We start from the raw sequence: 21,059 nt of genomic DNA on the forward strand, positions 1-21,059 counted from the left end.
GGCACCCGGCGGGCCGTCGTGCGTCCGGCCCGGTGCGTCGCGGCTCAGACCAGGTCGATCAGGTCGGCCACGGAGTCGAGGACGGCCGTCGGGCGGAACGGGAAGCGCTCGACATCGGTGGCGCGCGTCGAGCCGGTGAGCACCAGGTAGGTGCGCAGGCCGGCCTCGATGCCGGCGACGACGTCGGTGTCCATGCGGTCGCCGACCATGACGGTCGTCTCGGAGTGCGCGTCGATCCGGTTGAGCGCCGAGCGGATCATCATGGGGTTCGGCTTGCCCACGAAGTAGGGCTTGCGGCCGGTCGCGGCGCTGATCATCGCGGCGACGGCGCCCGTGGCCGGCACGTCGCCCTCGGCGCTCGGTCCGGTGACGTCGGGGTTCGTCGCGATGAACCGCGCGCCGCCCTGGATGAGCCGGATGGCCTGGGTGATCGCCTCGAACGAGTACGTCCGGGTCTCACCGAGCACGACGAAGTCCGGCTGCGCTGCGGTGAGCGTGTACCCGGCCTCGTGCAGCGCGGTGGTCAGCCCGGCCTCGCCGATGACGTGCGCGGACCCGCCGGGCATCTGGTCGGTGAGGAACTGCGCCGTCGCCAGGGCCGAGGTCCAGATGGCCTTCTCCGGCACGTCGATGCCGGTGGCGGCGAGGCGCGCGCACAGGTCGCGCGGCGTGAAGATCGAGTTGTTCGTGAGGACGAGGAACGGCCGCCCCGCGGTCTGCAGGGCGCCCACGAAGTCGGCGGCCCCCGGGAGCGCCGTCCCCTCGTGCACGAGCACGCCGTCCATGTCGGACAGCCAGGAGCGGATCTCACGGGTCATGCGCCTACTCCTCCGGGGTGCGGCCTGCCGGCTGCTGCGGGGCGTCGCCGACGGGGCCGGCGACGGCGGGGGTGCTCGACCGCCCGAACGCCTCGCGCTCGACGGCCGCGCGCTCGGCGGCCTCGTCGTACGCCGGGTCGCGGCCGCCGACGGTCTCGCCCACGGCCTCCTTGCGGCGTGCGCGCCACAGCTCGACGCCGACGGGGATCACCGAGACCAGCACGATGAGGATCAGCAGGGCCTCGATGTTGTCCTTGATGAACGCGAAGTTGCCCAGCCAGTAGCCGAGCAGCGTGACCCCCACGCCCCACAGCAGCGCGCCGACCACGTTGTACGACACGAACGTCCGGTACCTCATGCGGCCGACGCCCGCGGCGACGGGCGCGTACGTGCGCACGAACGGCACGAAGCGCGCCACGATGATCGTGCGGCCGCCGTAGCGGTCGAAGTACGCGTAGGTCTGGTCGATGTACTTCTGCTTGAAGAAGCGCGAGTCGGGCCGGCTGAAGACCTTGGGCCCGAGGCGGCGTCCGATGACGTACGCGACCTGGTCGCCGAGGAACGCGGCGAGGAACAGCAGCAGGCAGAGCACCCCGATGTTGAGCTGCAGCGAGTCCTGCGCGACGAGCGCGCCCGCCGTGAACAGCAGGGAGTCGCCCGGCAGGAACGGGAAGAGCAGCCCGGTCTCGATGAAGACGACCGCGACGATCCCGATGAGGGCCGCGGTCCCGAACGACTCGATGAGGTTCTCCGGCTGGAGGAACTCGGGCCCGAGCGCGGGCACGGGTCCGCCGGCGAGGAGGGCCACGTCGGGGGAGAGGGCGGCGGCGAGCACCGTCGTCGTCAGCATGCCCCCAGGGTACGGGGCGCGGCCCTGCCGCCGGCGCCCGCTTCGTCACGGACCGCGCCTGCCGCCGCACGAGGGCCGACACGCCCGTTTGACACCTGTTCGCTCCTACTTGTCCGGGCGTTATAACGATGTAATGATCACCGGGTCGGCGACGGAGCCACGGGGTCCGGGAGGGCCGTGCGGCTCGTCGCCCGCGACGGACCGAGATGTCTCACGAAGGAGTGAGGACATGGGCCTTCGACGACCCCTTCGTCATCCCGTCCCGCCGACGCCCGTCCCGCGGGCACCCGCGACCGGGTGGCCGCCGGGCCCGGGCGGTGGCGTGACGCGCCGCCAGATGCTCCTCGGCTCGCTCGCCGCCGCGGGCGGCGTCGCGACGATCGGTGCCCTCGGTGGCTGCAGCCCCGCGACCGTCGCCGCGGGCGGCGCCCGCCCGCTGTCCTACTGGCACCTGCTCAGCGGCGGCGACGGCGTCGTCATGGCCGGCCTGGTCGAGGAGGCGAACGCGTCCGACAACGGCTACGAGGCCACGCAGACCGTGCTGGCCTGGGGGGCGCCGTACTACACCAAGCTCGCCATGGCGAGCGTCGGCGGGCGGGCGCCCGACGTCGCGGTGATGCACGCGTCCCGCGTCGCCGGGTACGCACCCGGCGGCCTGCTCGACCCGTGGGACCTCGACCTGCTCGCCGACGTCGGCGTGCAGGAGGGCGACTTCCTCGAGCGCGTCTGGGAGAAGGGCACGCTCGACGGCAACGTGTACTCGATCGCCCTCGACTCGCACCCGTTCGTGCTCATGTACAACACGGACGTCGCCGAGCAGGCGGGGGCGCTCGGCGACGACGGGCGGCTGGTCCCGGTCGAGGACCCCGAGACGTTCCTCGAGGTGGCCCGGGCCATGCAGGGCGTCACCGGCGGGCACGGCGTCTCGTACGGGTACCTCGGCGACGGCGCCCAGATGTGGCGGCTCTTCTACACGTTCTTCAAGCAGCACGGCGGGGAGATGGACCTGTCCGGCGACCGCGTGCAGGTCGACACCGACGCGGCCGTGGCGTCCCTCGAGTACATCCAGCGGATGCTCGACGGCACGGTCTGCACGCCCAACGGCGACTACGGCACCGCGGTGTCGGAGTTCGTGACGGGCGGGAGCGGCATGTTCCTCACGGGCGTGTGGGAGCTGCCGACGGTGAAGGCCGCGGGCATCGCGTTCGACGCCCAGCCGATCCCGACGCTCTTCGGCACCCCCGCGGCCTACGCCGACTCGCACGCGCTCACGCTGCCGCACCAGAACGACCCCGACCCCGAGCAGCGGCGGGCGGCGTACCAGTTCGTCGCCGACCTCCTGCAGAACTCGCTGCCGTGGGCGGAGGCCGGGCACATCCCCGCGTTCCAGCCGGTCGTGGACAGCGCCGAGTACGCCGAGCTGACCCCGCAGGTGAACTACGCACCCGCCGCGGAGATCCTCAACTACGACCCGGAGGCGTGGTTCACCGGGTCCGGGTCGGACTTCCAGGCGTACTTCCTGGAGACGGTCCAGAACGTCTACCTGGAGGGCGCGGACCCCGCCGAGGGGTTCGACGCCTTCGTCCGGCGCGTCGACGTCCAGCTCGCCAAGCCGAACCCGGTCTGACCCCCGGTCCCCGATCCGACGAAGGAGTCCGATCGTGTCCTCCGCAACCCTCGGCGTCCGGACGGGCCGCGCCCGCACGGGCACGGCCGCACCGGAACGCGACGTCGCCGCCGCGCGACGCTCCCGCGACACCCGCATCGGCTGGGCGTTCGTCGCACCGTTCGGCGTCCTGTTCGCGATGTTCCTGCTCTGGCCCCTCCTGCACGGCCTCTGGCTGAGCTTCACCGGCGAGAGCATCACCGGCGCCGGCGGCGCGTTCCTCGGCCTCGACAACTACGCCGAGGCGCTGTCGGACCCGATCATGTGGCGCGCCATGCTCAACACGGTGTGGTTCACGGTGCTGTCGACCGTGCCGCTCGTGCTGGTCGGGCTCGTCATGGCGCTGCTCGTCTTCCAGGGCCTGCCCGGGCAGTGGCTGTGGCGGCTGTCGTTCTTCATGCCGTTCCTGCTGGCGTCCACCGTGGCGGCGCAGTTCTGGATCTGGATGTACAACCCGCAGCTCGGGCTCGTGAACGCGCTGCTCGGCGTGGTGGGGATCGAGGGGCAGGCGTGGCTGCAGGACACGCGCTTCGCGATGGCCGCCGTGGTCGTCGAGACGCTGTGGTGGACCGTCGGCTTCAACTTCCTGCTGTACCTGACGGCCCTGCAGAACATCCCCGAGCAGCAGTACGAGGCGTCCGCGCTCGACGGCGCCGGTCGCTGGCGCCAGCTGTGGGCCATCACGCTGCCGCAGCTCGGCCCGACCACCGTGCTCATCGTCCTGCTGCAGGTCCTGGCCTCGCTGAAGGTCTTCGACCAGATCTACATCATGACCCAGGGGGGCCCGGGCGGCGTGACGCGGCCCGTCGTCCAGCACATCTTCGAGTCCGGGTTCACGGGCTACCGGTTCGGCTACGCGTCCGCGATCGCGTACGTCTTCTTCGCGGTCATCGTCATCATCGCCGTCGCGCAGCTGCGGTTCACGACGCGGAGGGACCACGCATGACCACCACCGTCGCACCCCAGCCCACCGCGGCCACCGGCCCCGGTCCGCGTCCCCGTCGCGCCGGGCGGCTCACGCAGGGCGCGAACCTGCGCGTCGGCGAGCGGTTCGCGAGCCCCGGCCGCGTCGTCGCGATCGTGGCCCTCGTCGTCATGGCCGTCGGCTGGCTGCTGCCGTTCGTCTGGGCCGTGGTCACGTCGTTCAAGTCCGAGGCGTCCGCCGCGGCGACGCCCGTCACGCTGCTGCCGCCCGACGGGTTCACGACCGACGCCTACGGGAACGTCCTGCGGGAGGGCAACGTCCCGCTGTGGACGTGGAACAGCCTCGTCACCGCCGTCGCGATCACGGTCATCACCATCGCGGTGTCGGCGCTGGCCGCCTACGCGCTGGCACGCATCGACTTCGCGGGCCGCCGGTGGCTGTTCTGGCTGATCATCGCGTCGATCATCGTGCCGCCGCCCGTGCTGATCGTGCCGCTGTTCTACGAGATGCTCGCGCTGAACCTGGTCGACACGTACTGGGCGATCATCCTGCCGCAGCTCGTGCACCCGGCCATGGTGTTCATCCTCAAGAAGTTCTTCGAGCAGGTCCCGCTCGAGCTCGAGGACGCGGCCCGCATCGACGGCGCCGGCCGGCTGCGCGTGTTCTGGTCGGTCGTGCTGCCGCTGTCGCGGCCCATCCTCGCGGCCGTCGCGATCTTCGTGTTCATCGGCGCCTGGAACAACTTCCTGTGGCCGTTCATCATCACGTCCGACGCGTCGCTGATGACGCTGCCCGTCGGCCTGCAGACCGTGAAGAGCGCGTACGGCCTGCAGTACGCGCAGACCATGGCGGCCGCCGTGCTCGCGGCGCTGCCGCTGATCATCGTCTTCCTCTTCTTCCAGCGGCAGATCATCCGCGGGTTCTCCACGACCGGCTTCGGCGGTCAGTGACCCCCGCACCTCACCGCACACCGCACCGCCGCGCCACCGCATCGCCGCGCCACCGCATCGCCCGAGGAGCCCCATGACCCGCGCCCGCATCACGCTCGACCGCGACTTCACCGCCGGGCCGGTGCCCCGCCGCCTCTTCGGCTCGTTCGTCGAGCACATGGGCCGGTGCGTCTACACCGGGATCTTCGAGCCGGGGCACCCCGCGGCCGACGAGCGGGGCTTCCGCTCCGACGTGCTCGACCTCGTCCGCGAGCTCGGCCCGTCGGTGGTGCGGTACCCCGGCGGGAACTTCGTCTCGGGCTACGCCTGGGAGGACGGCGTCGGTCCCCGCGAGCAGCGGCCCGTGCGGCTCGACGGCGCGTGGCACACCGTCGAGACCAACGCGTTCGGGCTCCACGAGTTCGTCGACTGGGCGCGGGCCGCCGGCGTCGAGGTCATGGAGGCCGTCAACCTCGGCACGCGCGGCGTCGAGGCGGCACGGGCGCTCGTCGAGTACGCCAACCACCCCGGCGGCACGGCGTGGTCCGACCTGCGGCGCAGGAACGGGCACGAGGAGCCGTTCGACATCCGCCTGTGGTGCCTCGGCAACGAGATGGACGGCCCGTGGCAGATGGGCCAGAAGACCGCCGAGGAGTACGGCCGGATCGCCACCGAGGCGGCCAAGGCGATGCGCCTCGTGGACCCGACGATCGAGCTCGTCGCGTGCGGCTCGTCGAACTCGGGCATGCCCACGTTCGGGGCCTGGGAGCACACCGTCCTGCGGCACGCCTACGAGTACGTCGACTACGTCTCGGCGCACGCCTACTACCAGGAGGTGGAGGGGGACCACGGGTCGTTCCTGGCCTCGGCGGTGGACACGGACCACTTCGTCGAGTCCGTCGTCGCGACCGCCGACGCGGTGCGCGCCGCCGGCAAGCACCGCAAGCGCATCAACCTCTCCTTCGACGAGTGGAACGTCTGGTACCAGACCGGCCGGGAGACGCCCGACCAGCCGCACGTCATCGGGCGCGACGCCGTCTGGCGCGAGCACCCGCGGATCATCGAGGACGAGTACGGCGTCACCGACGCGGTGGTCGTGGGCACGCTGCTCAACTCGCTGCTGCGCCACGGGGACCGGGTCAAGGTCGCCAACCAGGCGCAGCTGGTCAACGTCATCGCACCGATCCGCGCCGAAGCGGGCGGGCCGGCCTGGCGGCAGACGATCTTCTGGCCCTTCGCCCGCACGGCCGCGCTCGCGCGGGGCGAGATCCTGCGGCCCGCCGTGCGGTCCGACCGGTACGAGGCCGCGCGGTTCGGCGACGTGGACCTCGTGGACGTCGCCGCGACGTGGGACGAGGAGAACGGGCGCGTCGCGCTGTTCCTCGCGCACCGAGGGCTCGACGAGCCCGCCGACGTGGACCTCACGCTGCGCGGCTGGTCGCTCGGGCGGGTGGTGCGGTCCGAGGTGCTCGACGTGCCCGAGGGCGGCGACCGGTGGACGGCCAACACGCAGGACCGCCCGGACGCCGTCGGTCTGCGCGGGCTCGACGACGTGCGCGTCGACGGTGCCGGCGTCGCGCTGCGGCTGCCGCCGCTCTCGTGGGCGGTCGTCGAGCTGGAGGCGACGCCGGCCTGAGCGGCGGCGGACCAGCCCGCGGGCATCCGTCGGGTCCGGCGGCGGTCCGCGCGCAACCGTCCGCTGCGGGCGCCGCGCGTACCCGCCCGCGCCCGCGCGCACCCGTCGGCCGCGCCTCGTGCGCACCCGTCGCCGCCGGCGGGCCCGGGATGATGGCCGCGTGACGGTGGACGGGACGGACGGGACGGTGGCGGGCCCGGCGGTGGGGGCGTCTGCGGGGATGCTGCCGACGGAAGGTGCGTCGGCTGGTGCGGAGCCGGGTGGGGACGTGCCGGCTGGTGCGCAGCCGGGCGGCGGTCGGGAGGTGGGCGTCGGCCCGTGGCCCGGCGGCCCGGCGGCGTGGCCGCGCGTCGCCGGCCCCGGCTCGGCGCTCGACCCCCGCTACGACCCCGAGCTGCTCGCGCACGGCGACCGCCGCAACGTCGTCGACCGGTACCGCTACTGGACGGTCGAGGCGGTCGTCGCGGACCTCGACACGCGCCGCCACCCGTTCCACGTGGCGATCGAGAACTGGGCGCACGACCTCAACATCGGCTCGGTGGTCCGCACCGCGAACGCCTTCAACGCCGCGGGCGTGCACGTGGTCGGGCGGCGGCGCTGGAACCGCCGCGGCGCCATGGTCACGGACCGCTACCTGCACGTGCACCACCACCCGGACGCGGCGGCGCTGGCGACATGGGCGGCCGGTGCGGGACCGGACGGCGGGCGGCTGCCCGTGGTGGGGCTCGACAACGTGCCCGGGTCGGTGCCGATCGAGGGGTACGAGCTGCCGCGTGCGTGCGTCCTGCTGCTGGGCCAGGAGTCGACGGGCCTGACCCCGCAGGCGCAGGCGGTCTGCGACGTCGTCCTGCACATCACCCAGCACGGCAGCACCCGCTCCCTGAACGCGGGCGCCGCGGCCGCCATCGCCATGCACACCTGGGCCCTCCACCACGCCCACCCCTGACCCCCTGACCCCCCTGACCCCCCACGCCGCGCCCCCCGGCCGGTTCACGGGCCACGAGTGCAACCTGGGAGTCGGTACTGGCGCCCCATGCGATCACCACGTTGCCCTGGTCGAGTGGTTCTGCCCAGGTTGTCGGTGTGCGTGCGGCGGCGGGCAGCCGGACGGCGGCGCGGCCCGCCCTCAGGTGGTGTCGGAGTGGGGGTGTCCACAGGAGGGCGCGGCGTCTGGGCCCGGCGCGGCGTCCTGCGGTTTGGTCGGGCCATGGCGCGCGCTCTTCCCGTACCCGCCGACCTGTGTGCCCTCGCGGCGTCGCAGGAGGGCCTCCTCTCGACGCGGCAGTGCGAGGCCGCCGGTGTCGGACCGGCACGGCGGTCCCGGCTCGTGCGCGCGCGACGGTGGGCCCGCGTCATCACGGGCGTCTACGACGTGGTCCCCGCACGTCCACGCGCGCCGGACGCGTCGCGGCGGAGGGCCGCCTGGATCGGCGTGCTGGCCTACGGGCCCGACGCCGTGGCGGTCGGCGCGTCGGCGCTCGCGCTGCACGGCGTCAACGGCCTGCCCGCCCTGGTCGTGCCAGAGGTCGCCCTGCCAGCGCGCCGGTACGCACCCGGCCGAGGGGACGTGCGTGTGCGCCGCTTCGCCACGAGCGCCGTCGTGCTCGGCCACGCGCGCGTGGCTCCCTTGCCCCTGGCCCTCGTGCAGGCGCTGCCCGAGATGTCCCGGGACCACGCGGTGGCGGTGCTCGACGACGTGCTGCACCACCGACGCCTCACGGGTCCGGAGCTCGAGTCGGTGCGCGCCCGGACGACCGGTCGGCGTGGCGCCGCGCGGCTGCACGGGTGCTGGGCCCTCGTCGACCCGCGAGCGGAGTCACCGCTGGAGACGTTCGCGCGGCTCCGCTGCGTCGACGGCGGGGTACCGCCCGACGCGGTCCAGCTCGTCGTGCGCGCCCCCGACGGCGGGTTCGTCGGCAGGTGCGACCTCGCCTGGCGGCGTGCCGACGGCCGCTGGCTGCTCGGTGAGGTCGACGGCAGGGAGTTCCACGACGTCCCGCACGCGCTCCACCACGACCGTCGTCGACAGAACGCCCTGGTGGCACTGGGTCACACGGTCCTGAGGTTCACCGCCGCGGACGTCGCAACAGGCGCCATCGCGACGACGATCCGCACCACGCTCGCCGCCCCGAACCCCTGACGCCCGCGCGCCGGTCCCAGCACCGCCCTGCCTCCGCCCCTGCGCCACGCCCCGCCCTCGCCCTCCACACGGACGCCGGGCCCCGCCGCGCCTCCGCCGCGGGCCCTCCCGCCCGCCCTCGCGAGACGAGGGCAACCGGGTGTGCGCATGCGCGTCCCATGCGGGGCACGAGGTTGCCCTCGTCGGCTCTGGGGCAGAGGCCGGGGGCGCCGGGCGGGAGGGGGACGGGATCGGTAGGTGGGCCGCAGGGGCGTGCGGTGCGGGCGGGGCGCGCGGTGGGTGTGGGACGGGAAGCGGGCGGTGAGGCCGGGAGCCGGCGAGCAGGGCGGGCGGGGCGGACGTCCCGGACGGGCGGGCGGGCGGAGTGGCAGACTCCAGGGGTACGCATCCGTCTACGTGCAGGAGATGCCGCGATGCCCATCGCAACCCCCGAGGTCTACGCCGAGATGATCGACCGGGCGAAGGCTGGCAAGTTCGCCTACCCCGCCGTGAACATCACGTCGTCCCAGACCGTCACCGCCGCGATCCAGGGCTTCGCGGAGGCCGAGTCGGACGGCATCATCCAGGTCTCCGTCGGCGGCGCCGAGTACGCGTCCGGCTCGACGATCAAGAACCGCGTCAGCGGCACGCTCGCGCTCGCGGCCTACGCGACCGAGGTCGCCAAGAACTACGGCGTGACGATCGCGCTGCACACCGACCACTGCGTCAAGAAGAACCTCGACTCGTGGGTCCGCCCGCTGCTCGAGCTCGAGGCGGAGCAGGTCAAGCGGGGTGAGAACCCGACGTTCCAGTCGCACATGTTCGACGGCTCGGACATCCCGCTGGACGAGAACCTCGTCATCGCGGCGGAGCTGCTCGAGATGTCGCAGGCCGCGCGCACGATCCTCGAGATCGAGGTCGGCGTCGTGGGCGGCGAGGAGGACGGCCACGAGGCCGAGATCAACGAGAAGCTCTACACGACGGCCGAGGACGGCCTCGCGACCGTCCGCGCGCTCGGCGCCGGTGAGAAGGGCCGCTACCTGACGGCCCTCACGTTCGGCAACGTGCACGGCGTGTACAAGCCGGGTGCGGTCAAGCTGCGCCCGTCGATCCTCCTCGACATCCAGAAGGCCGTCGGCGCGGAGATCGGCAAGGAGAACCCGTTCGACCTCGTGTTCCACGGCGGTTCGGGCTCGACGGCGGCCGAGATCTCGGAGGCCGTCGACAACGGCGTCATCAAGATGAACATCGACACCGACACGCAGTACGCGTTCACGCGTCCGGTCGTCGGCCACATGTTCACCAACTACGACGGCGTGCTGAAGATCGACGGCGAGGTCGGCAACAAGAAGGCCTACGACCCGCGCGCCTGGGGCAAGCTCGCCGAGGCCGGCATGGCGGCGCGCGTCGTCGAGGCGTGCCAGCAGCTGCGCTCGGCGGGGCACAAGCTGTCCTGACCCCGCCGCCGCGGGTCCCCGCGGCGAGCACGACGACGGCCCCGGACCTGCTCGGCAGGTCCGGGGCCGTCGTCGTCCGTCCGGGTGCGGCCCGGACGGGTGAGGCTCACGGGGTGGCGGAGTCGACCGGCTCGAACGGCTCGGCGCTGTCGTCGTCGTCGACGACGTCGAGCAGCTCGCCGATGCGGGTCACCTCGAGGAGGAACCGCACCGTCGGTGGGACGCGCAGCAGTCGGACCCGGTGCTCGCTGCGGATCGACAGGCGCGCCAGGAACGCGACGCCCGACGAGTCCATGAACGTCACGTGGTGCGCGTCGACCTCGATCGGGAGCCCGCGCTGCTCCGCCTCGGCGGTCGCCTCCTGGAGCTCGGGGCCCAGGTCCGCGTCCACCTCGCCCGACAGGACGATGCGGGTGCGGTCGGTCCCGACGATGACGTGCACGGCACCCGGCTCACCCGCAGCCGGCCCTCCGCCCGACTCCGTCGTGTGCGTGGGCTCGCCCTGGTCGGGACTGTTACCGTCTCGCACGATGCTCCTTCCGGCGCAGGGGGGAGGGGCCCGCCGTGTGGTCGAGCTTGTCCCTCCGCTCGGCACGCTAGACGATCGGAGGTGGTGGTGGTCAACTCCCACGCCCCCGAGTGGCCGCTCGCCACCCCGTCCGACGCCCCCGCCGGGGTGGCCGCAGAGCTGCTGGCCGAGGCCCTGCGCGCCACGCTCGTGCCGACGGCGCTGCTCACGGCCTCGGCGGAGGCCGTCCGGGTGGCCTGGGTCAACGACGCCCTGGTCGCCGCCAGCGGGTACGCCCCGAACCGCGTCGCGGCGCTCGACGTGCTGACCGACCGCCGCGTCCGGCCCGCGGACGTCCCCGCGGCACGCGCCGCCTTCGCGGCGGGCGTGCCGTTCGCGCAGCGGGTCGTCCTGCGCCGCCCCGACGGCGCGTACGTGCAGTGCATGGCGCACGTGTCGCCGGTCGGTGTGGCGGGCCTGGGCGTGGGCGCCTGGGTCGTCGCGCTGCAGGACCTGACGTCGCAGCTGACCGAGCACGCGGAGCACACCGCGGTGGTCGAGGCCGAGCGGCGCGAGCGCCGGAGCGTGACGCTGATCGCGCGCGTCTCGGACCTGCTCATGGATGTCGACGAGCCGCAGGGCCTGCGGGAGATCGCGTCGCTGCTGACGGCGGAGGTCGTCGGGTGGGCGGGCTTCTACCTGCACGACCGGGGGCTGTGGGCGGCCGACGGCCTGGACCCGCGCCGCCCGGGGGGTGCACCGCGGCCCGACGCGCAGAGCCGGCGCCTGCCGACGTCCGGCCCGCGCGACCCGGTGGGCCGCCTGCTCGGCGGCCGGCTCGACGACGCGGTCGAGCTGGACCTGGCGGCGGCGCAGCCGGACGGGACGTACGCGGAGTGGCTCGCGACGCACGCGGGTCCTGGGCCGGGCGACGCCGTGGTCGGCCGCGACGGGCGCCGGGCGGTCGGTCCGCCCGACCGGCGGGTCGTGGTGCTGCCCGTGCCGGGGCGACGCCGGACGCTGGGTCTGCTCGTCGTGCAGCCGCGCGGCGGCGGCGGCCTGGCCGCGCTCGACGCGTCGACGGTGCAGGTCCTCGAGCTCGTCGCGCGCCGGGTCGGGCTGTCGATCGACAACGTGCGCCTCTACGACCGCGAGCACCGCCTCGCCGAGACCCTGCAGCGGGCGATGCTGCCGGAGCAGGGCGAGGTCGACGGCGTCGACGTGTGGACGTACTACTCGCCCAGCGCGGACGACGCCCAGGTCGGCGGCGACTGGTACGACGTGCAGCAGATCGGGCCGGACACGGTCGGCGTGGTCGTCGGCGACGTCGTCGGGCACGACGTGGAGGCCGCGGCGGCGATGGGACAGCTGCGCTCGGTGGTCCGCTCGTACTCGGTCGACATCACGACGCCCGGGCCGGTCCTGGAGCGGGTGGACCAGCTCTTCGGGAGCCTGCGGATCCCGCGGGCCGCCAGCCTCGTGCTGTCGACGTTGGACCGCGAGCCGGAGGGCCGCTGGTCGCTGCGGTACGCGCGCGCCGGCCACCTGCCGGTCCTGCACGTGCGCGACGGCCACGCGACCCAGCTGCGCGACGCCGGCGGCCCGCTGATCGGGTTCGGCTCGGGGGAGCGCGCGACGGCGCAGGTGCTCCTCGAGCCGGGCGACGTGCTCGTCTACTACACCGACGGGCTCGTGGAGCGGCGCGACCGCAGCCTGCGCGACGGCCTGACGGTGCTCGAGACGGTCGCCGCGGGCATCACCGCGCGCGACGCCCCCGGGATCGGCGAGGACCTGGTGTCCCGGCTCGCGGACCACCCGGAGGACGACGTGGCGGTCGTCGTCGTGCGCGTCCCGGACCCGGACGACCACCTGCGCGGCACGACGAGCCCCCGGCGGCGGCGCTGGACGCTGCCGAGCGAGCCGGCGTCGATCGCCCGTGCGCGGCACGCGGTGGTGCGCACGTGCGAGGCGTGGGACGTCGCCGACCCGTCGAACGCCGAGCTGGTCGTGAGCGAGCTGGTCGCGAACGCCGTCCTGCACGGCTGGGGCCACGTGGCGCTGCAGCTGCACGACACGGGCGACGGCCTGCGCATCGAGGTGGAGGACTCGAACCCGACGCCGCCCGTCACGACCGACGGGCACCCGGGGCGGGTCGGCGGGTTCGGCATGCAGATCGTCGAGCGGTTGTCCGACTGGGGCTGGCGGCAGTCGCGCGGCGGCAAGGTGGTGTGGGCGAAGGTCCGCCCGGGGGCGCTGCCCCGATCGGCGTACGACGACGACTGAGGCGCGTCCTGCGCGTCCGCGTCAGGCGGGGGCGTCGGCGGTGTCCGGCGGCGACGCACCGTCGGCCGGCTCGCAGGCGTGCACCGCGTCGACGCGGAACAGGTCGAGCGCGCCGCAGATCTCCAGCACGAACAGGTCGCGCTCGGCCGCGCCCCGCAGCACCGTCGCGCCGCCTCGGCGGCGGCCCGCGTCGGCGAGCGAGATGAGGAACGCGGCGCCCGTGGAGTCCATGAACGTGACGTGGCACATGTCGATGACCAGGAGCTGACGGCGCAGGCCGACGACCCGCGCGGTCACCTCGGGGAACTGGTCGCGCTCCGCGAGGTCGAGGTCGCCCGCGATGACGAGGGTCGTGGTCGTGGACGACGTCGAGATCTCGATCATGGTGCTCCGGTGCGACGGTGCCGATCGTGAGGGGGGCCGCGGTCACGGCGTGCTGGTCGGCCGTTCGACTCTAGCGGCGGTCCCCAGGGTGCGCACGCGTCGTGGCGGTTCCGGTGCCGGGGGTCGCCGTCGCCGCGGAGCACGGGCACGGGGGGCCGTGCACACTGACGCCATGGCTCACGAGAACCTCCTGGACGGTCCCACCCCGACGCTCCTGCCCGCCGACGGCCCGGACGGTGCCGCGCTCATGGCCCTCGCGACCGGCGCCGACGCCCGCGACGCCGCGCGCCTCGTCCCCGCGTCCTCGCTGGCGTGGGCGCTGCTCGCGGAGCGGTCCGACGACCCGGTCGAGGCGTACGCGTACGCCCGCACCGGCTACCACCGCGGCCTGGACGCGCTGCGTCGCGCCGGCTGGCGCGGGCAGGGTCCGATCCCCGCGGCGCACGCGCCGAACCAGGGGTTCCTGCGGGCGCTGCTGGCGCTCGCCGACGCGGCGGACGCGATCGGCGAGGTCGACGAGGCCGAGCGCTGCCGCCGCTTCCTCACCGACTCCGGCACGTCGGCGGACGAGGTGCGGGCGCTGCGCTGACGCACCGCCGGCGGGCGGGCCCGCGGCGCTCGGGGGACGGCTCCGTCGCCGCGGCGCCCTGCTCCGGTACCCTTCCCGGTGGCCGCGGGTCACTGCCGCCCGCGCCCGGGTCACCCGCGCCGCGAGCCCGCTCGCGCCCGTCTGCGGGCCGAGCCGCATCGCAGGCAGCAGGAAGTGGTGATCTGCATGCCCGCCGTCGTGGTGCTCGGCGCCCAGTGGGGCGACGAGGGGAAGGGCAAGGCGACCGACCAGCTCGGGGACCGCACCGACTACGTCGTGAAGTTCAACGGCGGTAACAACGCCGGGCACACGGTCGTCATCGAGGGCGAGAAGTACGCGCTGCACCTCCTCCCGTCGGGGATCCTCACGCCGGGCGTCGTCCCGGTGATCGCCAACGGCGTCGTCGTCGACATCGAGGTGCTGTTCGAGGAGATCGAGGCGCTCGAGGCGCGCGGCGTGGACACCTCGCGGCTGCTGGTGTCGTCGGCCGCGCACGTCATCGCGCCGTACCACCGCACGATGGACAAGGTCACCGAGCGGTTCCTCGGCAAGCGGCGCATCGGCACCACGGGCCGGGGCATCGGCCCGACGTACGCGGACAAGATCAACCGCGTCGGCATCCGTGTGCAGGACCTGTTCGACGAGAAGATCCTGCGGCAGAAGGTCGAGGGCGCCCTCGACCAGAAGAACCACCTGCTGGTGAAGATCTACAACCGCCGCGCGATCACGGTGGACGAGACCGTCGAGGAGCTGCTGCGCCACGCCGAGCGCCTGCGCCCGATGGTCGCCGACACGCCCACCGTGCTGAACCGCGCGCTGGACGCCGGCAAGACGCTCGTCTTCGAGGCCGGCCAGGCCACGATGCTGGACGTCGACCACGGCACGTACCCGTTCGTCACGTCGTCGGCGTGCACCGCCGGGGGCGCCTGCACCGGCTCGGGGGTGGGACCGACGCGCATCGACCGCGTCGTCGCTGTCGCGAAGGCGTACACGACGCGCGTGGGCGAGGGGCCGTTCCCGACGGAGCTGCTCGACGCGGACGGCGAGTGGCTGCGGCAGACCGGTGGCGAGTTCGGCACGACGACGGGGCGTCCGCGCCGCACCGGCTGGTACGACGCCGTCGTGGTCCGGTACGCCTCGCTCGTGAACGGCCTCACCGACCTGGTCGTGACGAAGCTCGACGTGCTGACCGGCCGCGAGCGGATCCCCGTGTGCGTCGCGTACGACGTCGACGGCCGCCGCGTCGAGGACATGCCGGTCGACCAGAGCGACTTCCACCACGCGAAGCCGGTCTACGAGTACCTCGACGGCTGGACCGAGGACATCTCCGGCGCCCGCGACATGGACGACCTGCCGCGCAACGCGCAGCGGTACCTGCAGTTCCTGGAGGACGTCTCGGGCACGCGCATCTCGTCGGTGGGCGTCGGCCCGGGGCGTGAGGCGACGATCATCCGGCACGAGCTGCTCGGCTGAGGCACGTGACGGGCGGCGGTGCCGCCCGTCACGGACGCCCGTCCAGCGGGCCGACCCCTCACCGGCCGGTACGCTCGGCGCCCGTGGAGATCCTCGTCGTCGGCACCGGTGCCCGTGAGCACGCCCTCGTCCGCGCGCTGTCGCTGGACCCGGAGGTCACCGCGCTGCACGCGGCGCCGGGCAACCCGGGGATGACGCCGCACGCCCAGCTGCACGACGTCGACGCGCTCGACGGCGCGGCGGTCGCCGCGCTCGCGACGTCGCTGGGCGTGGGCCTCGTCGTCGTGGGGCCCGAGGCGCCGCTCGTCGCGGGCGTCGCGGACGCGGTCCGCGACGCCGGGGTGCCGGTCTTCGGGCCGTCCCGCGCGGCCGCGCGGCTCGAGGGGTCGAAGGCGTTCGCCAAGGAGGTCATGGCCGCGGCCGGTGTGCCGACCGCCGAGCCGCGCGTCGCGACGACCGTCGAGGAGGTCGCGGCGGCGCTCGACGCGTTCGGCGCGCCGTACGTCGTCAAGGACGACGGGCTCGCCGCCGGCAAGGGCGTGGTCGTCACGGACGACCGGGACGCGGCCCTCGCCCACGCGCAGGCGTGCCTCGCCAAGGACGGGGGCACCGTGGTCGTCGAGGAGTACCTCGACGGGCCCGAGGTGTCGCTGTTCGTGCTGTCGGACGGCACCGACGTGGTCCCGCTCGTGCCCGCCCAGGACTTCAAGCGCGCGTTCGACGGCGACGCCGGCCCCAACACCGGCGGCATGGGCGCGTACTCGCCGCTGCCGTGGGCGCCGGACGACCTGGTCGAGGAGGTCGTCGCGACCGTGGCGCGCCCGACCGTCGCGGAGATGGCGCGGCGCGGGACGCCGTTCGTCGGCGTCCTGTACTGCGGCCTCGCGCTGACGAGCCGCGGCGTGCGGGTCGTCGAGTTCAACGCGCGCTTCGGCGACCCGGAGACGCAGGTCGTGCTGGCCCGGCTGGGCACGCCGCTCGCGGGCGTGCTGCACGCGGCGGCGACCGGCGGGCTCGGGGCGCTGCCGCGGCTGCACTGGCGGGCCGACGCCGCCGTCGCGGTGGTCGTCGCCTCCGAGGGGTACCCCGAGAGCCCCCGCACGGGTGACCCGATCACGGGCGTGGACGCCGCCGAGACCGTCCCCGGCGTGCACGTCCTGCACGCCGGCACGGCGGTCCGCACGACGGAGGCGTCCGACGAGAACCCGCTGAACCTGCCGCTGCTGGTCTCCGCCGGCGGGCGCGTGCTGTCGGTCGTCGGCGTGGGGGAGACCCTCGCCGCCGCGCGCCGCGCGGCGTACGTGGCGGTCGACAGCATCAACCTCGGTGGCGCGCACCACCGGACGGACATCGCGCTCGAGGCGGCCGAGGCGGCGGCGCAGGGCTGACGGCACGCCCCGGCGACGGCCGGGCGCCCGGTGCGCCCGGCGCCCGGCGCCCGCCCGTCAGTCCGCGACGCCCAGCAGCGAGCGCGTGATCCGCTCCGAGTCGCCCGTCATCTCGGCCACGGCGTCGGCGAGGTCCTCGTCGCGCACCGCCCGCCCGGCCTCCGCCGCGAGCAGCACCGCCCGGCGGATGGCCTCCTTGACGAACGACGCCGTCATGCCCGCCGTCGCGTCCGCCGCCGCGTCGAGCGCCGCGTCGGTGAACGGCAGCCCCTGCCCGTAGAGGGCGAACAGCCGGCGCCGCGCGCGGTCGTCCGGCAGCGGGATCTCGACGGCCAGGTCGACCCGCCCCGGCCGCTGCGCGAGCGCGGGCTCGAGCACGTCCGCGCGGTTGGTGGTGAGCAGGAAGGTGACGTCCGCGTCGGCGGCCAGGCCGTCGAGGGCGTCGAGGACCTCGAACAGCACGGGCGAGCTGCTGTGCATCGCCCGCTCCTCCGCGACGAGGTCGCAGTCCTCGAGCACCACGATCGACGGCTGCAGCGCGCGCGCCGTCTCGGCCGCGACGCCGATGAGCTGCAGCGCCGGGCCCGACAGCAGGATGACGGTCGTCCCGGGGCTCGCGCCGACCAGGTACCGGACGGTGTGCGTCTTGCCGGTGCCGGGCGGTCCGTAGAGCAGGACGCCGCGCTTGAGGTGCTGCCCCGCCGCCCGCAGCGCGTCGCGGTGCTGCGCGACGCCGAGCACCTGCCGCTCCACGCGGTCCAGCGTGCCGTGGGGCAGCACGACGTCCTCGCGCGGGACGACGGGTCGCCGCACGTGCACGACGCCCGACTCGCCGGGGTCGAACGGCGACGCCGCGAACGTCACCACCTGCCCGCGCAGCGCGCTGCGGGCGTCCATCTCGTGGCGCACGCGCGTGAGCACCTCCGTCGCCGTGCCCTCGTCGGGGCACAGCACCTCCACCAGCGGCGATCCCTGGTGCCGCATGCTCGCGCGGCGCTGCAGCAGCGCGACCGGCACGCCGTCGACCGCGAACAGGTGCATGCCGAACGCGACGGTCTGCCGCGTCGTGTCGGGTCCGGTGGCGGCCCGGTGGTAGTCGACGGGGCCGACGGGGAAGTGCGCCGGCCAGGAGCCGGCGTTCTGCAGCATCTCGGACAGGGACTGGTGCGTGCGCTGGTCCCCTCCGCCGATGCCGAGGAGCCGGCCGCCGCCCGCCGCCTCGACGACGGCCGCCACGGCGATGTCGACGTCGACGCGCCGGAGCACCGCCAGCTCCGCCGTGTGCACGGCCAGCCCGCGCGGCTCGGTGCCGAGGTGCGCGGCGAGGACGGGCAGGAGCGGCTCGACCCCGCCCGTGCGCTCGCCCTCCCGGTGCGCCGCCGCGGCACCGAGCGCCTGGTGGGCGGCGAGGAACGCGTCGAGCTGGTCATCGGTGATCTGCGGCGCCATGGCGGCCTCCCGTCGTCGGTGCGCCACACCGTAGGGGGTGGCGCCGACGTGCGGAGGGGATCGCGGGACGTGCTTCGATGGCGCCCGGCACACCGCAGCACCGTGAGGACACCATGACGACCGACCGCCCCCTGCTCCTGCGCCGCGCCCGCCGGGTCGGGGGCGACGGCCTCGTCGACGTGCTGCTCCGCGGCGGGCGCGTCGCGGCGCTGGGACCGGCGGGCAGCCTGGGTGACGACACGGTGCGGGGCGCGGAGCCGGTCGACCTCGACGGCCGGCGCGTCCTGCCCGGGCTGTGGGACGCGCACGCGCACCTGACGCAGTGGGCGCTCGCGCGGGCGCGGCTCGACGTGGCGGGGGCGACGTCGGCGGCGCACGCGGCCCGCCTCGTGGCGGACCGCTTCGCGACGGCGCCGCCGGGGCCGGACGGCCTCCTGGTGGGGCAGGGGTTCCGGGACGGGCTGTGGCCGGACGCGCCGACGGCGGACCTGCTCGACGCGGTCGCGGGGGAGGTGCCCGTCGTGCTCGTCTCCGGCGACCTGCACTGCGCGTGGGCGTCGACCGCCGGTCTGCGCCACCTCGGCGTGCCGCACCGCGCGAGCGGGCTGGTGCGCGAGGCCGAGTGGCTGGACCGCATGGCCGCGCTCGACCGCGTCGGCGACGCCGCGACCGATGCGCTGGTGACGGACGCCCTGCGCGACGCCGCCGCGCGCGGCGTGGTCGGCGTCGTCGACCTCGAGATCGCCGACAACCGCGCGGTGTGGCGCCGGCGCTCGGCACCCGACCTGCCGGTGCGCGTGCGCGCCGCGGTGTGGGAGCAGCACCTCGACGCCGTGCTGGCCGAGGGCCTGCGCACCGGGGACGCGCTCGACGCGACGGGGCTGGTCACGCAGGGGCCGCTCAAGGTCATCACCGACGGCGCGCTGAACACCCGCACCGCGTGGTGCCACGACCCCTACCCGGGACTGCGCGGGCCCGACGCGCACGGCGTCCTGACCGTGCCGCCCGACCGGCTGGTCCCGCTCATGGCGCGCGCCGCGGAGCACGGGCTGACGTGCGCGATCCACGCGATCGGCGACGCGGCGAACGGCGTCGCGCTCGACGCGTTCGCGGCCAGCGGCGCCCGCGGGTCCGTCGAGCACGTGCAGCTCGTGACGGCCGACGACGTGCAGCGCTTCGCCGCGCTGGGCGTAATGGCGAGCGTGCAGCCCGAGCACGCCATGGACGACCGGGACGTCGCCGACCGGTACTGGCACGGCCGCACCGCCCGCGCGTTCGCCTACGCGGCGCTGCACGCGGCGGGCGTGCGCCTGGCACTCGGCTCCGACGCGCCCGTCGCGCCGCTCGACCCGTGGGCCGCCGTCGACGCGGCCGTGACCCGCCGGCGCGACGGCCGCCCGGCGTGGCACCCGGAGCAGCGGCTCGACCTCGACGTCGCGCTCGCCGCGTCCGTGGACGGCGTGCCGCCGGACCTGCGGGTCGGTGGTCCGGCGGACGTGGTCGTGCTCGACGACGACCCGGCGGCGCTGCTCGCGTCCGTCGGGTCGGTGCGGGGGACCCGCGTGGCCGGCACGCTGGTCGGCGGACGCTGGACGCACCGGGCGCTCTGACGGCCCGGACGTGCGCCCGCCGCCGACCGCCGCACGGCACACTGTGCGCGTGAGCGACGCGACCTCGACCCCCGACCTGCCCGGCTGGCGGCACGTCTACTCCGGGAAGGTGCGCGACCTGTACGAGCCGGACGACACCACCGCGGGGATCGCGCTGCGCGACCTGCACGGCGACGTGGTGCTCGTCGTCGCGAGCGACCGCGTCTCCGCGTACGACCACGTGCTGAGCCCGGGCGTCCCCGGCAAGGGCGTCGTGCTCACGCAGCTCAGCCTGTGGTGGTTCGAGCAGCTCGCCGACCTCGTGCCGAACCACGTCGTGACCACCGACGTCCCGGACCCCGTCGCCGGCCGGGCGATGGTGTGCCGGCGCCTCGAGATGTTCCCCGTGGAGTGCGTCGCGCGGGGGTACCTCACCGGGTCGGGGCTCGCGGAGTACCAGGGGAACGGCGAGGTCACGGGCATCCCGCTGCCCGCGGGGCTCGTGGACGGCTCGCGCCTGCCCGAGCCGGTCTTCACGCCGGCGACGAAGGCCGCGGTCGGCGAGCACGACGAGAACGTGCGGTTCTCGGCGGTCGTGGACCTCGTGGGGCCGGAGACGGCGGAGACGCTGCGCGACCTGACGCTGGCGGTCTACGCGCGGGCCGAGGAGGTCGCGCGCGGGCGCGGCGTGATCCTGGCCGACACGAAGCTCGAGTTCGGCACGGACCCGGCGACGGGCGCCGTCACGCTCGGCGACGAGGTGCTCACGCCCGACTCGTCGCGGTTCTGGCCGGCCGACGAGTGGGAGCCGGGGCGCGCACAGGCGAGCTTCGACAAGCAGTTCGTCCGCGACTGGCTGACGTCGCCGGCGTCGGGCTGGGACCGCGCGTCCGACGCCCCGCCGCCCGCGCTGCCCGCGGAGGTCGTGGAGCGGACGCGCGTGCGGTACCTGGACGCGTACGAGCGGCTCACGGGCCGCACGCTCGCGCTCTGAGG

18 protein-coding genes are annotated in these 21,059 nt (G+C 74.7%); 13 read left to right on the top strand and 5 right to left on the bottom strand.

Going from position 1 to position 21,059, the window contains the following annotated elements:
- Positions 1-44: 44 nt before the first annotated feature.
- Both E5225_RS02565 and E5225_RS02570 read right to left on the bottom strand, forming a co-directional pair.
- Positions 45-818, bottom strand: a complete 774-nt coding sequence (locus tag E5225_RS02565) for an HAD-IIA family hydrolase (RefSeq protein WP_135973162.1) — start codon at positions 816-818, stop codon at positions 45-47.
- Between the two features lie 4 nt (positions 819-822).
- The gene (locus E5225_RS02570; protein ID WP_135973161.1) at positions 823-1,668 is read right to left on the bottom strand and encodes a VTT domain-containing protein; all 846 of its coding nucleotides are present in this window, start codon (positions 1,666-1,668) and stop codon (positions 823-825) included.
- Between the two features lie 337 nt (positions 1,669-2,005).
- On the opposite strand from E5225_RS02570, the gene E5225_RS02575 reads away from it, so the two are divergent.
- The 7 genes from E5225_RS02575 (at position 2,006) to fbaA (ending at position 10,400) form a co-directional block, all read left to right on the top strand.
- Positions 2,006-3,295 (top strand): extracellular solute-binding protein, encoded by a 1,290-nt coding sequence (locus E5225_RS02575; protein WP_243738183.1) that lies wholly within the window; start codon positions 2,006-2,008, stop codon positions 3,293-3,295.
- A 34-nt stretch (positions 3,296-3,329) separates the two neighbouring features.
- The gene (locus tag E5225_RS02580; protein ID WP_135973159.1) at positions 3,330-4,280 is read left to right on the top strand and encodes a carbohydrate ABC transporter permease; all 951 of its coding nucleotides are present in this window, start codon (positions 3,330-3,332) and stop codon (positions 4,278-4,280) included.
- Positions 4,277-5,209, top strand: coding sequence for a carbohydrate ABC transporter permease (locus E5225_RS02585; RefSeq protein WP_135973158.1), 933 nt, complete (start codon positions 4,277-4,279; stop codon positions 5,207-5,209). Before E5225_RS02580 ends, E5225_RS02585 begins: the two co-directional genes overlap by 4 nt.
- A gap of 73 nt (positions 5,210-5,282) precedes the next feature.
- The gene (gene arfA / locus E5225_RS02590; RefSeq protein WP_135973157.1) at positions 5,283-6,824 is read left to right on the top strand and encodes an arabinosylfuranosidase ArfA; all 1,542 of its coding nucleotides are present in this window, start codon (positions 5,283-5,285) and stop codon (positions 6,822-6,824) included.
- Between the two features lie 220 nt (positions 6,825-7,044).
- Positions 7,045-7,770: a TrmH family RNA methyltransferase gene (locus tag E5225_RS02595; RefSeq protein WP_135973181.1), complete on the top strand. Its 726-nt coding sequence runs from the start codon at positions 7,045-7,047 to the stop codon at positions 7,768-7,770.
- A 261-nt stretch (positions 7,771-8,031) separates the two neighbouring features.
- On the top strand, positions 8,032-8,964 hold the full coding sequence (locus E5225_RS02600; protein WP_135973156.1) for a hypothetical protein: 933 nt from the start codon (positions 8,032-8,034) through the stop codon (positions 8,962-8,964).
- Positions 8,965-9,377: 413 nt separating this feature from the next.
- A complete protein-coding gene (gene fbaA / locus E5225_RS02605; RefSeq protein WP_135973155.1) occupies positions 9,378-10,400 on the top strand; it encodes a class II fructose-bisphosphate aldolase in 1,023 nt (340 codons plus the stop codon).
- Positions 10,401-10,506: 106 nt separating this feature from the next.
- On the opposite strand, the gene E5225_RS02610 is transcribed toward fbaA, so the two are convergent.
- Positions 10,507-10,929, bottom strand: coding sequence for an STAS domain-containing protein (locus E5225_RS02610; RefSeq protein WP_243738177.1), 423 nt, complete (start codon positions 10,927-10,929; stop codon positions 10,507-10,509).
- Positions 10,930-11,013: 84 nt separating this feature from the next.
- On the opposite strand from E5225_RS02610, the gene E5225_RS02615 reads away from it, so the two are divergent.
- A complete protein-coding gene (locus tag E5225_RS02615; RefSeq protein WP_341765629.1) occupies positions 11,014-13,191 on the top strand; it encodes an ATP-binding SpoIIE family protein phosphatase in 2,178 nt (725 codons plus the stop codon).
- A 21-nt stretch (positions 13,192-13,212) separates the two neighbouring features.
- Here E5225_RS02615 and E5225_RS02620 read toward each other — a convergent pair whose 3' ends face one another.
- Positions 13,213-13,575 carry an STAS domain-containing protein gene (locus E5225_RS02620; RefSeq protein ID WP_135973153.1) on the bottom strand — a complete coding sequence of 121 codons (363 nt, stop codon included), beginning with the start codon at positions 13,573-13,575 and terminating at the stop codon, positions 13,213-13,215.
- 172 nt (positions 13,576-13,747) lie between these two features.
- Between E5225_RS02620 and E5225_RS02625 the strand changes: the two genes are divergently transcribed.
- From E5225_RS02625 to purD, 3 genes are all read left to right on the top strand, one after another.
- Positions 13,748-14,164: a DUF3151 domain-containing protein gene (locus E5225_RS02625; RefSeq protein ID WP_135973152.1), complete on the top strand. Its 417-nt coding sequence runs from the start codon at positions 13,748-13,750 to the stop codon at positions 14,162-14,164.
- 186 nt (positions 14,165-14,350) lie between these two features.
- On the top strand, positions 14,351-15,637 hold the full coding sequence (locus E5225_RS02630) for an adenylosuccinate synthase (RefSeq protein WP_135973151.1): 1,287 nt from the start codon (positions 14,351-14,353) through the stop codon (positions 15,635-15,637).
- Positions 15,638-15,720: 83 nt separating this feature from the next.
- Positions 15,721-17,025: a phosphoribosylamine--glycine ligase gene (gene purD / locus E5225_RS02635; RefSeq protein ID WP_135973150.1), complete on the top strand. Its 1,305-nt coding sequence runs from the start codon at positions 15,721-15,723 to the stop codon at positions 17,023-17,025.
- Positions 17,026-17,082: 57 nt separating this feature from the next.
- Here purD and E5225_RS02640 read toward each other — a convergent pair whose 3' ends face one another.
- Positions 17,083-18,474, bottom strand: coding sequence for an AAA family ATPase (locus E5225_RS02640; protein WP_135973149.1), 1,392 nt, complete (start codon positions 18,472-18,474; stop codon positions 17,083-17,085).
- Positions 18,475-18,587: 113 nt separating this feature from the next.
- Between E5225_RS02640 and E5225_RS02645 the strand changes: the two genes are divergently transcribed.
- Positions 18,588-20,084, top strand: coding sequence for an amidohydrolase (locus E5225_RS02645; RefSeq protein WP_135973148.1), 1,497 nt, complete (start codon positions 18,588-18,590; stop codon positions 20,082-20,084).
- A 43-nt stretch (positions 20,085-20,127) separates the two neighbouring features.
- Positions 20,128-21,057, top strand: a complete 930-nt coding sequence (locus tag E5225_RS02650) for a phosphoribosylaminoimidazolesuccinocarboxamide synthase (RefSeq protein WP_424945130.1) — start codon at positions 20,128-20,130, stop codon at positions 21,055-21,057.
- Positions 21,058-21,059: the final 2 nt, after the last annotated feature.

This window comes from Cellulomonas shaoxiangyii (assembly GCF_004798685.1).
Lineage (GTDB): Bacteria > Actinomycetota > Actinomycetes > Actinomycetales > Cellulomonadaceae > Cellulomonas > Cellulomonas shaoxiangyii.

Bases quoted from the DNA above. Each gene is read 5' to 3' on its own strand.
- E5225_RS02565 (WP_135973162.1), bottom strand. From the start codon at position 818: ATGACCCGTGAGATCCGCTCCTGGCTGTCCGACATGGACGGCGTGCTC.
- E5225_RS02570 (WP_135973161.1), bottom strand. From the start codon at position 1,668: ATGCTGACGACGACGGTGCTCGCCGCCGCCCTCTCCCCCGACGTGGCC.
- E5225_RS02575 (WP_243738183.1), top strand. From the start codon at position 2,006: ATGCTCCTCGGCTCGCTCGCCGCCGCGGGCGGCGTCGCGACGATCGGT.
- E5225_RS02585 (WP_135973158.1), top strand. From the start codon at position 4,277: ATGACCACCACCGTCGCACCCCAGCCCACCGCGGCCACCGGCCCCGGT.
- arfA (WP_135973157.1), top strand. From the start codon at position 5,283: ATGACCCGCGCCCGCATCACGCTCGACCGCGACTTCACCGCCGGGCCG.
- E5225_RS02595 (WP_135973181.1), top strand. From the start codon at position 7,045: ATGCTGCCGACGGAAGGTGCGTCGGCTGGTGCGGAGCCGGGTGGGGAC.
- E5225_RS02600 (WP_135973156.1), top strand. From the start codon at position 8,032: ATGGCGCGCGCTCTTCCCGTACCCGCCGACCTGTGTGCCCTCGCGGCG.
- fbaA (WP_135973155.1), top strand. From the start codon at position 9,378: ATGCCCATCGCAACCCCCGAGGTCTACGCCGAGATGATCGACCGGGCG.
- E5225_RS02620 (WP_135973153.1), bottom strand. From the start codon at position 13,575: ATGATCGAGATCTCGACGTCGTCCACGACCACGACCCTCGTCATCGCG.
- E5225_RS02625 (WP_135973152.1), top strand. From the start codon at position 13,748: ATGGCTCACGAGAACCTCCTGGACGGTCCCACCCCGACGCTCCTGCCC.
- E5225_RS02630 (WP_135973151.1), top strand. From the start codon at position 14,351: ATGCCCGCCGTCGTGGTGCTCGGCGCCCAGTGGGGCGACGAGGGGAAG.
- E5225_RS02640 (WP_135973149.1), bottom strand. From the start codon at position 18,474: ATGGCGCCGCAGATCACCGATGACCAGCTCGACGCGTTCCTCGCCGCC.
- E5225_RS02645 (WP_135973148.1), top strand. From the start codon at position 18,588: ATGACGACCGACCGCCCCCTGCTCCTGCGCCGCGCCCGCCGGGTCGGG.